This is a genomic window from Halorientalis sp. LT38, from assembly GCF_037031225.1.
GTDB lineage: Archaea > Halobacteriota > Halobacteria > Halobacteriales > Haloarculaceae > Halorientalis > Halorientalis halophila.
In genome coordinates this window covers 3372103-3387668 of sequence record NZ_JAYEZN010000001.1, presented here as the reverse complement: position 1 = coordinate 3387668, position 15566 = coordinate 3372103, and the positions used below count along the sequence as shown (strand labels likewise).

At 66.8% G+C, this 15566-nt stretch carries 17 protein-coding genes and 2 tRNA genes; 10 read left to right on the top strand and 9 right to left on the bottom strand.

Features of this window, described 5'->3' with window-relative positions; all coding sequences use genetic code 11:
- Positions 1-33 precede the first annotated feature (33 nt).
- Positions 34-630, top strand: a complete 597-nt coding sequence (locus U5918_RS17550; protein WP_336003130.1) for a winged helix-turn-helix transcriptional regulator — start codon at positions 34-36, stop codon at positions 628-630.
- A 138-nt stretch (positions 631-768) separates the two neighbouring features.
- On the top strand, positions 769-3378 hold the full coding sequence (locus tag U5918_RS17545) for a heavy metal translocating P-type ATPase (RefSeq protein ID WP_336003129.1): 2610 nt from the start codon (positions 769-771) through the stop codon (positions 3376-3378).
- Between the two features lie 55 nt (positions 3379-3433).
- Here U5918_RS17545 and U5918_RS17540 read toward each other — a convergent pair whose 3' ends face one another.
- Together U5918_RS17540 and U5918_RS17535 are read right to left on the bottom strand one after the other, a co-directional pair.
- Complete coding sequence (locus U5918_RS17540; RefSeq protein WP_336003127.1) at positions 3434-4612, bottom strand: inorganic phosphate transporter; 1179 nt, start codon at positions 4610-4612, stop codon at positions 3434-3436.
- Positions 4612-5457 carry a DUF485 domain-containing protein gene (locus U5918_RS17535; RefSeq protein WP_336003126.1) on the bottom strand — a complete coding sequence of 282 codons (846 nt, stop codon included), beginning with the start codon at positions 5455-5457 and terminating at the stop codon, positions 4612-4614. The genes U5918_RS17540 and U5918_RS17535 overlap by 1 nt, the downstream gene beginning before the upstream one ends.
- 215 nt (positions 5458-5672) lie before the next feature.
- On the opposite strand from U5918_RS17535, the gene U5918_RS17530 reads away from it, so the two are divergent.
- Entirely contained in the window at positions 5673-6068 is a 396-nt protein-coding gene (locus U5918_RS17530; protein WP_336003125.1) for a DUF7344 domain-containing protein, read from the top strand.
- A gap of 135 nt (positions 6069-6203) precedes the next feature.
- Positions 6204-7166, top strand: coding sequence for a halocyanin domain-containing protein (locus U5918_RS17525; protein WP_336003124.1), 963 nt, complete (start codon positions 6204-6206; stop codon positions 7164-7166).
- Here the strand turns inward: U5918_RS17525 and U5918_RS17520 are convergent, their stop codons facing one another.
- Positions 7167-8105 carry a haloalkane dehalogenase gene (locus U5918_RS17520; protein WP_336003123.1) on the bottom strand — a complete coding sequence of 313 codons (939 nt, stop codon included), beginning with the start codon at positions 8103-8105 and terminating at the stop codon, positions 7167-7169. It abuts the gene before it with no gap.
- A 123-nt stretch (positions 8106-8228) separates the two neighbouring features.
- Here U5918_RS17520 and U5918_RS17515 point away from each other — a divergent pair, with 123 nt between their 5' ends.
- A complete protein-coding gene (locus tag U5918_RS17515) occupies positions 8229-8516 on the top strand; it encodes a ubiquitin-like small modifier protein 1 (RefSeq protein WP_336003122.1) in 288 nt (95 codons plus the stop codon).
- Between the two features lie 469 nt (positions 8517-8985).
- Here the strand turns inward: U5918_RS17515 and U5918_RS17510 are convergent.
- Positions 8986-9058, bottom strand: a tRNA-Arg gene (locus U5918_RS17510).
- A gap of 80 nt (positions 9059-9138) precedes the next feature.
- Here U5918_RS17510 and U5918_RS17505 point away from each other — a divergent pair.
- The gene (locus tag U5918_RS17505; protein WP_336003120.1) at positions 9139-9615 is read left to right on the top strand and encodes a cupin domain-containing protein; all 477 of its coding nucleotides are present in this window, start codon (positions 9139-9141) and stop codon (positions 9613-9615) included.
- Between the two features lie 81 nt (positions 9616-9696).
- On the opposite strand, the gene tatA is transcribed toward U5918_RS17505, so the two are convergent.
- Entirely contained in the window at positions 9697-10014 is a 318-nt protein-coding gene (gene tatA / locus U5918_RS17500; RefSeq protein ID WP_336003119.1) for a twin-arginine translocase TatA/TatE family subunit, read from the bottom strand.
- A gap of 136 nt (positions 10015-10150) precedes the next feature.
- Here tatA and U5918_RS17495 point away from each other — a divergent pair, with 136 nt between their 5' ends.
- Positions 10151-10624: a peroxiredoxin gene (locus U5918_RS17495; RefSeq protein WP_336003118.1), complete on the top strand. Its 474-nt coding sequence runs from the start codon at positions 10151-10153 to the stop codon at positions 10622-10624.
- Positions 10625-10685: 61 nt separating this feature from the next.
- Entirely contained in the window at positions 10686-11519 is an 834-nt protein-coding gene (locus U5918_RS17490) for an HD domain-containing protein (protein ID WP_336003116.1), read from the top strand.
- Between the two features lie 13 nt (positions 11520-11532).
- Here U5918_RS17490 and pdhA read toward each other — a convergent pair whose 3' ends face one another.
- A complete protein-coding gene (pdhA, locus tag U5918_RS17485; protein WP_336003114.1) occupies positions 11533-12648 on the bottom strand; it encodes a pyruvate dehydrogenase (acetyl-transferring) E1 component subunit alpha in 1116 nt (371 codons plus the stop codon).
- A 101-nt stretch (positions 12649-12749) separates the two neighbouring features.
- Here pdhA and U5918_RS17480 point away from each other — a divergent pair, with 101 nt between their 5' ends.
- A complete protein-coding gene (locus tag U5918_RS17480; protein WP_336003113.1) occupies positions 12750-13178 on the top strand; it encodes a hypothetical protein in 429 nt (142 codons plus the stop codon).
- 87 nt (positions 13179-13265) lie between these two features.
- Entirely contained in the window at positions 13266-13958 is a 693-nt protein-coding gene (locus tag U5918_RS17475; protein WP_336003111.1) for a phosphoribosyltransferase, read from the top strand.
- A gap of 3 nt (positions 13959-13961) precedes the next feature.
- Here U5918_RS17475 and U5918_RS17470 read toward each other — a convergent pair whose 3' ends face one another.
- From U5918_RS17470 to U5918_RS17460, 3 genes are all read right to left on the bottom strand, one after another.
- Positions 13962-14237, bottom strand: coding sequence for a HalOD1 output domain-containing protein (locus tag U5918_RS17470; RefSeq protein WP_336003109.1), 276 nt, complete (start codon positions 14235-14237; stop codon positions 13962-13964).
- A 415-nt stretch (positions 14238-14652) separates the two neighbouring features.
- Positions 14653-14723 (bottom strand) — tRNA-Gly (locus U5918_RS17465).
- 159 nt (positions 14724-14882) lie between these two features.
- Positions 14883-15548: a class I SAM-dependent methyltransferase gene (locus tag U5918_RS17460; RefSeq protein WP_336003107.1), complete on the bottom strand. Its 666-nt coding sequence runs from the start codon at positions 15546-15548 to the stop codon at positions 14883-14885.
- Positions 15549-15566: the final 18 nt, after the last annotated feature.

Below are 15566 nucleotides of genomic sequence, written 5' to 3'. Positions count from 1 at the left end.
AACCGACTTCCACCGCCCGTCCGGAGGAGGGGTATGCGCGGACTCGACGACACCGACCGGGAGATCCTCGATCTCCTGCTCGACGACGGCCGACGGCCGTACAGCGACATCGCCGACGCGGTCGACCTCTCGCCGCCGGCGGTCTCCGATCGGATCGAGCGACTCGAAGAGATCGGCGTCGTCCGGCGGTTCACCGTCGACGTGGACCGCTCGGTCCTCCGCGAGGGCGTGCCGGTCCTCGTCGACGTACGGGCCACGCCCGGCCGCGGGAGCGACGTGGCCGACGCGCTGGCGGACGCGGACCCAGTCGAGAACGTCTACGCGACCGCGGACGAACGCGTCGTCGCCACCGCCACGGTCCCTGACGGTGACGTGAGCGGCCTGCTCGCCGACACCGTCGCGGCTGGAGCCGTCGACGGGTACGATGTAGATCTGCTCGAGAGCACGGCCCGCACGCCGTCACTGACCGACGCAGAGTTCGCCCCCGAGTGCGCCGAGTGTGGCAACACGGTCGACAGCGAAGGCGAGAGCGAAGTCCTCGACGGCACCCGCTATCACTTCTGCTGTGGCTCCTGCGAGTCGCGGTTCGTCGAGCACTACGAGCAACTGCGGGAGGGCGCGACCGACTGAACGCGGACGGCGGGCGGCACCGGTATCGAATCTGAGTATCTGTCGAGTTCTGCTTTCGAATCCGAAGTTCTGCGGCCTGCGGAGTTCGGTGAAACAAGGGCAAACCGCTTGAACGTGTGGGCCCTATACTACTCTACTATGACCGAGCGTCGCACGCGGCTGGAGCTGACGGGGATGAGCTGCGCCAACTGCGCGGGGACGATCGAGGACTCGCTGGCGGCCCTCGACGGCGTCCGGGAGATCGACGCGAACTTCGCCACCGACGAGGGGTCGGTGACCTACGATCCCGAGACGACCTCGCTCGCCGAGATCTACGGGGCCGTCGAAGACGCCGGCTACGGGGTGGTCCGCGAGTCGATCACCATCCCGATCACGGACATGTCGTGTGCGAACTGCGCGGAGACCAACGAGACGGCGCTGGAGAGCCGTCCGGGAGTGATCGAGGCCGACGTCAACTACGCGACCGACGAGGCGAGCGTGACGTACAACCCCGCCGACACCGATCGCGCGACGCTGTACGACGCCATCGAGGAGGCGGGCTACACGCCGGTCCGGCCCGACGAGGGCGGCGAGGAGGGTGGAGACAGTGCAGGCCAGTCCGACCGGGACCGGCAGGACCTCGCCCGGGAGGCCGAAATCGACCGGCAGAAGCGGCTCGTCCTGTTCGGCGCGGCGCTGTCGCTGCCGCTGATCGCGATGATGGCCGTCGAGTTGCTGGCCCCCGAATCGATGCCGGAGTCGGTGCTGGGGATCGGCACGGGCTGGATCGCCTTCCTGCTCGCGACGCCGGTGCAGGTCGTCCTCGGGCGAGAGTTCTACGAGAACAGCTACACGGCGCTGGTGAAGAACCGGTCGGCCAACATGGACGTGCTGATCGCGCTCGGGTCGTCGACGGCGTACGTCTACTCGCTCACGGTCCTGCTCAGTCTGGTCGCCTCCGAAGGGCTGTACTTCGACACCGCGGCGCTGATCCTGACCTTCATCACCCTGGGTAACTACCTGGAGGCCCGCTCGAAGGGGCAGGCCGGCGAGGCCATCCGCCAGTTGCTCGAACTCCAGGCCGACACCGCGACGCTGGTCGACGAGGCGGGCAACGAGCGCGAGGTGCCCGTCGAGGAGATCGAGGTCGGCGACCGGATGAAGGTCCGACCGGGCGAGAAGATCCCGACTGACGGGGCGGTCGTCGACGGCTCCAGCGCGGTCGACGAGTCGATGGTGACCGGCGAATCCGTGCCCGTCGAGAAAAGCGAGGGCGACGACGTGGTCGGGTCGACGGTCAACCAGAACGGCGTGCTCGTGGTCGAGGCCACGAAGGTCGGCTCGGAGACGGCGATCCAGCAGATCGTCTCGATGGTGAAAGACGCCCAGAGCCGCCAGCCCGACATCCAGAACGTCGCCGACCGCATCAGCGCGTACTTCGTCCCCGCGGTCATCCTGAACGCGCTGTTCTGGGCGGGCGTCTGGTACGCGTTCCCCGAGGTGCTGGCAGGGATCGTCGATGCCCTCCCGCTGTGGGGGCTGGTCGCCGGCGGGCCCGTGGCGGCCGGCGGTGCGATCTCGGTCTTCGAGTTCGCGGTGATCGTCTTCGCCAGCGCCGTCCTGATCGCCTGCCCCTGCGCACTGGGGCTGGCCACGCCCGCGGCGACGATGGTCGGGACCTCCATCGGCGCGCGCAACGGCGTCCTCTTCAAGGGCGGCGACGTGCTGGAGCGCGTCCGCGACGTCGAGACCGTCGTCTTCGACAAGACCGGGACGCTCACCGAAGGCGAGATGCAGTTGACCGACGTCGAAGTCGTCGGATCGGCGGCACCCGACGGCGGCACGGCGGCGGATGGTGGCGAACTCCGGCCCGAGGTCGACGAGTCGTTCGTCCTCTCCGCCGCAGCGAGCGCCGAGCGCGCGAGCGAACACCCGCTGGCCGAAGCCATCGTCGACGGCGCCCGCGAGCGCGACCTCGACCCCGCCGACCCCGAGGAGTTCGAGAACGTCCCCGGACAGGGCGTCCGGGCGGGGACGGAGTACGGCGAGGTGCTCGTGGGGAACCGCCGCCTGCTGGAGAACGAGGGCGTCGACCCCTCGGCGGCGACCGACGCCATGGAACGGCTCGAGACGGAGGGCAAGACGGCGATGCTGGTTGCCGTCGACGGCGAGCTCGTCGGCGTCGTCGCGACGGCCGACACCGTCAAGGAATCGGCGAAGGCAGCCGTCTCGGCCCTGCGAGAGCGCGGGCTGACCGTCCACATGATCACCGGCGACAACCAGCGGACCGCCGAGGCCGTGGCCGAGACGGTCGGCATCGACCCGGCCAACGTCCGCGCGGGCGTCCTGCCCGAGGACAAGGCCGACGCAATCGATGCGATCCAGGCCGACGGCGACCGGGCGATGATGGTCGGCGACGGCGTCAACGACGCGCCGGCCCTGGCCGCGGCGTTCGTCGGTTGCGCCATCGGGAGCGGCACTGACGTGGCCATCGAGGCCGCCGACGTGACCCTGATGCGCTCCGATCCGGCGGACGTGCTCAAGGCCATCCGCGTCTCCGAGGGCACGCTGTCGAAGATCAAACAGAACCTGTTCTGGGCGCTGGGGTACAACACGGCGATGATCCCGCTGGCCTCACTGGGCCTGCTCCAGCCCGTCCTCGCTGCCGGGGCGATGGCGTTCTCGAGCGTCTCCGTACTGGCCAACAGCCTCGCGTTCCGCGAGTACACGCCCGACGAGGACTACCGGCTGTTCGGTCGGTTCCGGTAGAACGAGTCGACCCGTCCGGTTTCACCGCTCGATTTCTCCCCGATCCGAATGCAGCTCAGATCCCGAAGATCGGGACGAACCGGAAAGTGAGATAGGCGCCCAGCGTCGCGATGGCCGGCACGACGTTCTGCATCAGGACGACTCGCGCGGTCGTCGCGGGGTTGAACAGGTCCGAGGCCTGCGGGATCTTGTCCGGGTCCTCCTCGCCGATCGGGGGCAGTTCCTCGCCGGGTTCGTCCGCGGCCAGCGCGTCGATCGTGACGGGCGGGGCCTTCTCTTTGCGAACCGCCTCTGGGACGGTCACGGGACGTGTCGCACGCCCCCAGCCGAGCCCGACGATCGACATGGTCGCGATGATGACGAAGCTCGCGGGGATCCCGAGCATCGAGAGGAAGACGACGAGCGCGGAACTGACCGATGCGACGACGATCGCCGCCGTCAGCGGCAGTTCCGTGATGTCGCTGCCCATCGTGTCCAGGGTCCGGCGCGCGATCGTGAACGCCCCGATCGTGACGGCGATCCCGCCGAGGATGATCGCCGGGTCCATCGCCAGTTCGCCGCTGCCGACAAGCGGCGCGACGGCGTTCGCGATATTCGAGGTCCCGGAGCTGAACGCCATCAGACAGCCGATCGCGACGACGGTGATCGTCCCGACGAGTTCCCGGCGGTTGGTCGTCTCGTGGACGCGCGGGATCGGGATCGGGCCCGAGCGGTCGACGTCCAGTAGCGGGCCCGTGCTGCGTTCCATCGCCACCATCCGGTTGAATCGCGCGTAGAAGTACCGGCCGATGATCAGCGACACCCAGAAGCCGACGATCGGCGAGACGACCCACCAGATGACGATCTCGCCCATGACGGCCAGATCGAGCACGTTGCCCGCGAGTCCGAGCCCGGCGATCGCGCCCACGGCTGTCATCGACGTCGACGCCGGGACGCCGAAGATGTTGCCCACCAGCAGCGCGATGCCGATGAAAAAGAGCACCGCGATGGACGATTCGAGGGTGAACACCCCGGGATCGACGACCAGTTCGGTGCCGAGTTTCGTCACGACGTTGCGGCCGATGGTCCAGGCGCCGACGAAGAAAAAGAGACCCATCAGCCCCGCGGCGACCGGTTTCGAGATGGCTTTCGCGCCCACGGCCGGCCCGAACGCCGGCCCGGTCGTCGAGCCGCCGATGTTGTACGCCACGAACATCGCTACCACGACGCCGACGACGAGGAGTACCTCGGCCATCACTCGTCCCCCTTCGAATCGTCCCCGGTGCGTTCGGCCTCCTCCGCGTCCGCATCGTCGTCGCCGTTCGCTTCTCCGTCCGGTTCCACGTCCTGGTCCTCGAGCTGTTCCTCCAGCGTCTCTTCGACGGTCTCCTCCACCGTCTCTTCGACCGTCTCCTCGACGGTTTCGCCGACTTTCTCTTCGACCGTCTCGTCGACCGCCTCCTCCACCGATTCCTCGACCGTTTCGCCCACCTTTTCCTCGACCGTCTCGCCCACCTTCTCCTCGACCGTTTCACCGACCGTCTCTTCGACGGTCTCCTCGACCGTTTCCTCGACGGTTTCGCCGACGGTCTCTTCGACCGTCTCCTCGACCGTCTCACCGACTTTCTCCTCCACGGACTCGCCGACGGCCTCCTCCATCGTCTCTTCGACCGTCTCGCTGACCTTCTCGTCGACGGTCTTCTCGACCGTCTCCCCGACCGTCTTCTCGACCGTTTCGCCGACCTTCGCCTCGACGGTCTCGTCGACGGTCTTCTCGACGGTTTCACCGACCGTCTTCTCGACCGTTTCGCCGACCTTCGCCTCGACGGTTTCGTCCACGGTCTTCTCGACGGTTTCACCGACCGTCTTCTCGACCGTCTCGTCGACGGTTTCCTCGACGGTCTCCTTGACGGCCGTGGTCATCCAGTCGGGGTCGAACCGAGCCATCTTCCAGCCGACGTGGATGATGTAGGAGATCAGGACGCCGAACCCGAACGCCAGCCCGACGTTGTTCCCGGCGACCACGATCAGGCCCACCGAGATGGCGATCAACAGACCGTACGTGAGGTCGACGATCGAGTCGACGCGATTCGGGTTCACTGGTCCACCTCGATGGAGTCGGTGCGTTCGTTCGCGCGAGTGCTTCGCTGTGCGTCAGATGGGAGAGAAACCACGTATACGGTAGTAGAATGGCGCTCGGCTCAAGTACCTTGGTAAATTCGTGCGAGCGTCTGCCGCTGAAGTGACTGGTAACTACCTGTGTACAAGACCAGTCAGGCAGGGCCCTCAATCAGTTTCGCCCCGTACGCTGAACCGTGTCAGATCCGAAGAACACCCACGCTGTCGATGCCATCGCCGCTGTGAACAAGGGCCACTCGGTGGAGCGGGAGGTCACCGACGTGTTCTCGGCGCTCGATTCGCCTCGTCGGGTTCGCCTGCTCTCCGTCCTGTGGGAGGCAGACGGGCAGCTCTCGCTGCCGACGGCCGTAGAGCGGACCGTCGCCCGGGAGCGCGCAGGCGAGCGGACGAACGGATCGGACCGGTCGAACGAACGGGTCCGCGTCTCGTTCAGACACGTCCACCTCCAGAAGCTCTCGGCCGCGGGATTGATCGCCGTCGACGACGCCGAGGAGCGAATCCGGTTGACCGTCGAGTCCGAACACCTCCGGGCAGTCCTGGACAGCGCGGCCCGGTTGACCCAGTCCGTCTGAGCCGCGGCCGCTCGATCGCCCGCCAGGGCCCGTGTTCGCGCTGAAAAAATCGCCTCGAGACGTCAGGGAGCGGCCAGTGTCGAGCCCGAACAGAAGGTCAATCGATTTATACGAGCGGGCGTACAGGTATTCAGCATGACACGGCGATCGAAGCGGCGAGCGTTTCTCCGGACGGCGGTCGCGGCGACGGCGGTCGGCGTCGCGGGCTGTTCCGACGACGGAGCGGGGAACGGGGACGGCGATCCGGACGAGGACGACGAACCCCAGCAGACCGAGACGGCGACGGACGAGGGGACGAACGAGACGACCGAACCGCAACAGACGGTCGAGGAGCCCGACGCGCCGGAGGAAGTGCAGAACCCGCAGGAAGCCGTCGACGACTGGCTCTCGAACACCAAGAACTACGACGGCACGATCCAGGATGCGACGGGGACGCCGGACATCACGGTGGACGTCGGCGCCGACGACACCAGCGGCGGGAACTTCGCGTTCGCCCCGGCGGCGATCCGGGTCACCGAAGGGACGGCCGTCCAGTGGCAGTGGGTCGACGGCAGCAGCGCCCACAACGTGCGCGAGCGCGACCAGCTATTCGACAGCGGCTCGCCGGTCGCGTCCTCGGGCAAGACCTACCAGGTGACCTTCGAGGAACCGGGCGTCTACCTCTACCGGTGTACGAACCACGGCGGCGCGCTGGGAATGCGCGGGGCGGTCATCGTAGAGGAACAGCAGACGCTGAGCGGCTACACGTCGGTCGACGACTGGCTCGACGGCTACGAGGAGTACAGCGGCCGACTGGACGACATGCGGGGGCAGGGGTCGGTCGACGTCACCGTCGGCGCGCCGAGCCCCAACGGCACGAACCACTCGTTCGACCCCGTGGCGATCCTCGTCGATCGCGGGACGCAGGTCGTGTTCGACTGGACCGGTCGCGGCGGCGCACACGACGTGTCCTGGGAGGACGGCAACTTCGAGGACAGCGTGTCGGTCCGGGACGCCAGCCACACCTACATCGTCACGCTGGACGAACCCGGCGTCTACCGCTACTACTGCCGGACCGACCGCCCCAACAACGGGCGCGGCGCCATCGTCGTCCGCTAATCAGGTCCGCTCGACGAACGCGACGATCTCCTCCGCGATCGCCTCGCCCCTGTCTTCCTGCAGGAAGTGCGCCCCGCCCTCGATCCAGATGTCCGGTTGCTCGTCCGCCGTCGGGAACAGGTCTCGGAGGTAATCACGCGATCCGTGCGTGATCGGGTCCGAGTCCGAGAAGAGCACGAACACGGGTTTCTCCCAGTCGCTGAACGTCTCCTTGGCCTCGGCCATGATCTGGCCGCCGTCCATATCCGGCTCGGTGGGGACCCGGCTCGGGAGGATCCGCGCGCCGGCCATGTGGTCCTCGTCCGGGAACGGTGCACGATAGGCCTCGACCACCTCGTCGGAGACGTCGGAGAGACAGCCGCCATCCACCAGCTGGCCGATGTCGAAGTTCGGGTCGTTCGCTGCCATGTCCTTGAAATCGTGCCACACCTCCGGCATCGACTGCGTTCCGTCCATCAGTCCGGTGTTCATCGGCACCAGCCGCGCGAACCGGTCCGGGTTGTTCGCCGCCACCGGCAACCCGAGCAGGCCGCCCCAGTCCTGGCAGACGAGGGTCACGTCCCGCAGGTCGAGTTCCTCGACGAACCGCTCGACGGTGTCGTACATCGCCCCGTAGGTGTACGCATCCTGGTCGGTCCACTTGTCCGAGCGACCGAACCCGATCAGGTCGGGGACGACGACGCGCCCGACCGACGAGAGCTCGGGGATCATCTTCCGGTAGAGGTACGACCAGGTGGGTTCCCCGTGGAGACAGAGGATCGTCTCGTCGCCGTCGCCCTCGACGTCGACGTAGGCCATCTCCGGGCCACCCACGTCACCAGAACGGTTCGCGTTCTGGTTGCCCGGTGAGGTTTCCTCACCGACGTCGACGTAGTTTGTCTCGTAATCGTAGCCGGGCAAGTCCTCGAACCGTTCCTCGGGAGCGCGTACCAGACCCATGTTCTTTTCCACTCCCCCACGATTCATAGTTATTTTCCTTCCAGTGGTAACGACTCGTGGCGAAATCGGCACCGACGTTCACCCGTCGCCGGCCTTAACCTCCTGACGTGCGGACGGACTGTCATGGACGTCGAATTCGTCTGTTACGCCACGATCAGGGATAGCGTGGGCGAGAAGCGACTCCGGCGGGAGTACGACGAGGGGACGACGGTCGGCGAGGCGCTCTCGGCGCTGGCCGACGAGTACGACAGCCTCGGTCCCTTACTGTTCGACGGGGACGGGGATCTGCGACCGCACATCAACGTCCTCGTCGACGAGGAAAACGTCAGGAACGGCGACGGTGCGGCGACGCGGCTCTCGGACGGTGCGACGGTGAGTCTCACTCCCGGCGTCTCTGGCGGCCGGCGTTGACCGACGGTCGCAAAAAATTGGTTCGCTCCACTGTGGTTCGTCCCTCGCGGGACGCCCTGTTCCCGGGTTACACCAGCCCGCGGAGTCCGCCCGGTGTCGGCATCTCGGACCCGCGGTCGCTGTCGTCTCCGTCCCGGTCTTCCTGCCCGGAGCCGGACCGTTCCGTTCGTGCCATACTGCGTTCGAAGGTCGCCCGTGATCCACCAAAAAGTTTGTTCCCGATTTTCATCCGATGGAATATACTCCACAACTGATTGTTCCTTCGTAGGAACCTATTCGAGGGCGTGCCGGGAGCCCCGCGAGCGAACGAAGTGAGCGAGTGGGACGTCGGCACGCCCGCGACCGGAGGGAGCGGGCGTGCCGGGATTCGAACCGGAGCCAGACGGTCGGCCTCACTACGTTCGGCCGCTGCGACTGGCAGGGCTCGAATCCCGGTTCCGGTTCACTCGGCGCTACGCGCCTCGTTGCACGGGCGTGCCGGGATTCGAACCCGGGATCGAGAGGTTAGGAACCTCTCGCCCTGTCCGCTAGGCCACACGCCCTGCACGCACTTGCGCAGGTCGCGGAAAAATCGTTTCTCTTCGCTCCCAACGGTTATGTCGGTTCGAGCGCAGGAGAGTCTATGGAGAAAGTCGCAGTAGATGACGTCGAGATTCAGAACAACCCGCTGGGAGTCCACTCGGTCCGCAAACCCGTCTCGGACGCGCTCGGGACGACCGACTTCGCCTTCAACTACTTCGAACTTCAGCCCGGCGAATCCTTCTCCGGCGGGATGCACCGTCACCACGATCAGGAAGAGGTGTTCTACGTCCTCGAGGGGACGGCGACGTTCGAGACGCTCGAGGAGACGGTCGACGTCCCCGCCGACGGCGCCATCCGGTTCGAGAAGGGCGAGTACCAGACCGGCGGGAACGAGACCGACGAACTGGTCCGCGGCCTCGCCATCGGCGCGCCCGACTCCAAACACGACTGGGACGAACTCGATGCCCTGGTCTACTGCAGCGAGTGCGGCGAGGAGACCGACCACGGGATGGGCTTTACCGACGACGGCCGGTTCTCGTTCACCTGCCGCGAGTGCGGGGCCGATCCGCAGGCCTGAGTCTCCCGACCGTTCCGCAGTGCCACCGCTACACGGGTGAATCGATCGTCGGCAGTGAGCCGGAAGAAGTGTCCTGTCGGCCTAGTTGCTCGAGGATTCGCTGCTCTTCTCGGTCGTGGAGTCGACTTCCGAGTCGACCTCGGAGCCGACCGAAGCGTCGGTGTCCGTCGTCGCGTCGGCGTCGGTCGACGTGGTGTCGGTGCCGCCCTCTTTCATCTCTTCAAGTTCTTCTTCGATCTCTTCGCGGCCCTTCTGGAACTCGCCGATCGCCTGTCCCGACGAGCGGGCGAGTTCGGGGATCTTGTTCGCGCCGAACAGCAGGATCGCGATGAGCAGGATCACGAGCAGCTCCGGCCCACCGGGAACCCCGGGAACGATTAACGGGAATAGTCCGGTCATCTGTATCTGAGCATAACCCGAGGCCTATTATAGGCTTTTTGCTCAAAACCAGTCCCCGACAACGGCGACACGGGCGTTCTCGCGCCGGGTCGATGGCACAACAGTAATCCCGCGCCCGCCCGAACGACTCATCGTCATGGTAGACGTAGGCGACGACGCCCCCGACTTCACCGCACCGCTCGCGAACGGCGACATCGAGTCCTTCACCCTCTCGGAGAACCTCGGCGACGCCCCGCTGGTCCTGGCCTTCTTCCCCGGCGCGTTCACGAGCGTCTGCTCCCACGAGATGACCGAGTTCCGCGACCGCATGGCCGACTTCGAGGAGATCGACGCGACGGTCTACGGGATCAGCGTCGACTCCCCGTTCGCGCTCAACGAGTTCCGCGACAAGCTCGACCTGAACTTCGGCCTCATCAGCGACGCCGACAAGAAGCTCATCGAGCAGTACGACATCGGCATGGACTTCGCCGAACTCGGCGTCCACGACGTCGCCAAGCGCGCGGTCTTCGTCGTGAACGGCGACGGCGAGGTCACCTACGCGTGGGTCAGCGACGACCCCGGCGTCGAACCGGACTACGACGCCGTCGAGTCCGCGGCCGCAGAGGCCTGAGACCGCGCCGCGACCCGACCACCACCGAGTCCTTTTTTACGTCGAGCGCGACCGGGTGACCATGAGCGACGCAACCGGCGAGAGCGACCCGGGTCAGGGCGGCGACGGGCGGGTGTACGATCCCGACGCGGAGCACGCCTTCCCCGACGAGCGATTGAACGAGGCACTCGCGTACGTCGACGACGACGAGGAGGTACAGGCCTACCTGGAGGCACAGAACGTCAACCCCGTCGCACGCAAGCGGTACAACGACCACGGAAAGAAACACGTCGAGATCGTCCGCAACCGGGCGCTCTGTCTCTACGACCTCCTCAAGGGGGAGGGCGTCGAGTTCAACGGCGCGCGGGATCAGGGCCTCGACGAGGCCGACGAGCCGGTCATCGTCTGCCTGGCCGCGACCCTGCACGACATCGGGCACGTCGTCCACCGCGACGAGCACCCCTACTACTCCATCCCGCTCGCAGCGGACCTGCTGGACCGGATCCTCGCCGATCTCGGGTACGACGTGGCCGACGCGGTCCGCATGAAGGGCGAAACCCTGCACGCGATCCTCTGTCACCACGTCGAGGAGGACCCGCTGACCCTGGAGGCCGGGGTCGTCCGCGTCGCCGACGCGCTGGACATGGAGCAGGGCCGCTCGCGCATCCCCTACGAACGGGGCGGTCGCGGCATCAACACCGTCTCCAGCCAAGCGATCAAGGAGGTCACGCTCCACCCCGGCGAGGACAACGCCGTCCTCATCGAGATCGAGATGACCAACGCCGCCGGCGTCTACCAGGTCGACAACCTCCTGAAGGCGAAGGTCAGGGGATCGGGGCTGGAAGACCGGCTCCGCATCGTCGCGATCAACGAACGCGAGGACGAAGACCGGATCGTCGAACGGATCGAGCTGTAGCCCCGTCTACCCGTCAGTCCTCGTCGAGCAACGCCGCGTCACCGTGGCGTTCGCGAAGCCGGCGGAACGCCTCGCGCTGCTCGCGGATCCGCGGCGTGTCCGTCTCGTAGGCGTTCGCGAACAGTTGCTCTGGGTCGGGTTCGTACGACGAGACAGCGTCGATGCAGTCTGCGACCGTGTCCTGGACGGACGCCTCGATGGCCTCAACGCCTTCGTCGTCCAGGAGCCCGCGCTCGCGGAGGAAGGTCTCCAGTCGCGGGATCGGGTCGCGCTCCTTCCAGGCCGCGACCTCCTCGTCGTCGCGATAGACCGAGGGGTCGTCGGCCGTCGTGTGCGCGCCGAAGCGATACATCACCGCCTCGACGAGCGTCGGTCGACACTGCTCGCCCTCGGGCTCCTTGGCCTTCCGGACCGCCTGCCGGGTCACCTCGTAGACGGCCAGGGGGTCCATCCCGTCGACCTGGATGCCGTCGATGCCGTAGGCGTCGGCTTTCCCCGCGATCGTTGGGCTCGCCGTCTGGCGCTGTCGTGGGTGCGAGATCGCGTACTGGTTGTTGTTACAGAAGAAGATCGCGGGCACGTCGAACACGCCGGCGAAGTTCAGCGCCTCGTGGAAGTCGCCCTCGCTCGTCGCGCCGTCGCCGAAGTGACACATCACGGCGTGATCGTCGCCTTTCAGTTTCGCGGCCCAGGCCATCCCGGTCGCGTGGGGCAGGTGGCTCGCGATGGAGATGTTCAGCGGGAAGACGTTCTTCTCGGCCAGCCACTCGTTGCCCCGCTCGTGGCCCATCCAGTAGAGCAGGTACTCCGGTGCCAGTCCCCGGGCGATCACGGCCCCGTGCTCGCGGTACTGGTAGCTGATCCAGTCGTCGTCGGCCAGCGCGTGGGTCGACCCGATCTGCGCCGCCTCCTGGCCCGCGAGCGAGGGATAGGTGCCGATCTGCCCCTGGCGCTGGAGACTGATCGCCCGCTCGTCGAAGTGGCGGGCGAGCCGGAGCTGGCGGTACATCTCGACCAGCCGCTCGTCGCTGATGTCGGGCACCGACGCGTCCTCGCGGACGTGACCGTCCTCGTCGAGCACCTGTACCCGGTCGGCGGGGACGTCGCCGGGTTTCCCCTGATCCGTCACAGTGTCGCCAGGGACGGACAGCCGAGACATAATGGTATCGCCTGGCGAGGTGAATACCACCCCGACACAACCGTTTAGTACTGCGGCGCGTATCTGTGGGTATGGGTAACACGCCCACCCAGCAGCCCTACGAAGGCGACTCCCCGAGCGGGGAGGATTCGCCCGCAGGCGCGTCGCTGCGGGAGACGGTGGTCGGGTACGTTCGCGGCGCTCTCGCCGGCCTGCGCCGCCGCGTTTCGGTGTTCCCGTCGCTCGAACTCGGGTCGGCCTTTTCAGTCTCGGAAGCGGACGTCGCCGAGTCGCGCCGCCTCCGGACACCCGACGCCGACGAGTCCGACGGCCAGGGCCAGTCGCTCGCCTCGATCCCAGACCGCGACCTGCCGCTGGTCGAGCCCGCGCGCGACACCGGGCAGGAGAACGCCCCAGACCTCGAAGCCACAGAGGACGAAGACGGCCGACTCGCTATCTACTACCCCGACAGCGCCGATGCGCGGATCACCTCGGACACCTGGGAAACCGTCGAACCCTGATCGCCGACCGTTCTCCGTGTCCCTCACGACGAGTCAGTCGGTGGGGTTCAAGTCGTGGGCGCTCGCTGGGGCAAACGGTGACTGTCCGTGTCCGACCTGCCGGATGATTTCGACTGCACGATCACGAACTGGGAGTACATCTACGGCCTCTGCCGCGACGTCAGCGATCAGGTCAAAGCCGCCGAGTTCGAGCCCGACGTGGTCGTCGCGCTGGCCCGCGGCGGCTGGTTCGCCGGCCGCTGCCTGTGTGATTTCCTGGGCCTCGACGACCTGACGAGCCTCAAAATGGAACACTACGTCGGCGCGGCCGAGAAGACCGACGAACCGCAGGTCCGCTACCCCATGCCAGAGGGCTCCGTCGCGGGCAAAGACGTCCTCATCGTCGACGATATCGCCGACACCGGCGGCTCCATCAGCCGCGCCCACGAGTACGTGACCGAGCGCGACTGCGACGAGGTCCGTACCGCCACCCTCCAGTTGCTCGGCACCAGCTCTTTCGAACCCGACTTCGTCGGCGAGCGCCTGGCCGAGTGGACCTGGGTCGTCTACCCATGGAACTTCGTCGAGGACATGATCGACCTCGTGAGCGACGTCATGGCCCAGGCCGACGGCGACGTCCACACCGAGACCGAGATCCGTCGGCTGCTCCGGTCGGTCCACGGCATCGAACGCATCGAGATGGAGATCGCTCAGCCAGACCGCTTCGAGGAAGTGATGGCCGAGATGGAACGCCGCGAGGTGGTCGCGGCCGCGGACGACGGCTGGCGACTGACAGAGTGACCGCTACTCGATCTTTTCCGTCACCCGGATGTCGATCCCGTCGTCGCTCCAGATGCTCACCGTGACGTTCGTGAGGTTGATCTGGACCGAGACGTCGAGGTCGGTCGTGTCCTCGAACAGCATGTCGATCGCGTCCGGGTTGATCGTATCGTAGAGCGTCAGTTCGTCCATACTCAGCGAGGAGTGCTCGTGGTCCTGCACCGCCTCTCGCACCGCCTCGCTCAGCGGCACGTTCTCCTCGACCGGGTAGTACCGGCGACGCTCTGGGTGGTCGTCCATTGTCGTCTCGTCCGTACGATATTGTCACTCAAGTGTCTTCGTGAACGGCGTCCTGAAGGTCTCAGAGCCCTATCAATCGGTTTTTCGTGTAGGATTACGAGGCCCACTCGATATTGCCCCGAAGCGCTCACAATCGTTCGCGAAACGAGGCGTTCACAGTCGTTCGTGCCTCGGATTGCGGCGACCGGGAGTGCGCGACTACCGTCGCGCACGCCGACCGACTTCGTCGGTCGGAATTTGAACCGGAGGAAGACATTCCTGCTCGCCTCGCAAGGCTCGGCTGTGCGGGCTGTGACTTCCAGGGTTCAAATCGCCTCCTGGCGCATTCGTCGCTCGCGGTTTGCGAGCGCCCGCTCACGGCTCGTAAACTCGCCGTTCGCGAACCGAGGCGCTCACAGTCGTTCGCGCCTCGCAATGCGGCGACCGGGATTTGAACCCGGGCCATGAGCTTGGAAGGCTCAGGTCCTACCACTAGACCATCGCCGCAGGTCGTTCACTTCGTTCACTCGTGCGCCTGGCCTCACCTCGCTTCGCTCGGTGAGACATCGCCGCACGTGTTCCGAATGCCGCCCCGACCGGGGTCACCAGTGATCCAGGCTGGGTCGCCACGGCGCGAGGTAGCAGGTTGGCGTACCGTGCGCCGATTTATGTCCCTTTCCCTTCGCCGTCGGCCACCACGGCGTAACAGTTCCCGCTGGAGACGAACACCTCGACCGGCGCCAGCCCGCTCGCGTCCAGATCCGCGCGGAACTCCGCTGGGCTGTAGATGTGATAGAAGCGGGGGACGCGCTCACCGCCCGGGAGCGTCCAGTCGACGGTCGTATCGAACCCCTCCTCGGCGTCGAACCGATCGTGGGCCGTGCTCCAGGCGCTGACCAGCGCGCGACCGTCCGGGTCGAGCACGCGGGCGAGTTCGTCCAGACTCGCGACCCGGAGGTCCCGCTCGGGGAGGTGGTGCAGCGTGGCGACGTAGACGGCCACGTCCACGGCGTCGGCGCGGATCGGCAGGGACGCGGCGTCGGCCTGAACGAGCCGGACGGCTCCCTCGGCGTCGGTGCCGGCCACCCGGTCCCGGGCTTCCTCGAGCAGGCCCCGGCTCACGTCGACTGCCAGCACGCGGTCGGCGAGGCCGGCGAGCGGTTCGGCGTGGCGACCGTTCCCACAGCCCAGGTCGAGGCCGACGGCGCAGTGCTCGCCGTCGGCGAGGAAGGACTCGACCTCCGGCCAGGCGTACTCGCGGGTGGCGGAGAAGTGGGCGGCGATCCGGTCGTAGGTGTCCCGGACGGTCGCGCGGCCGGGCTCGTCGTCCATGCCGGCGGTTCCGGCCCG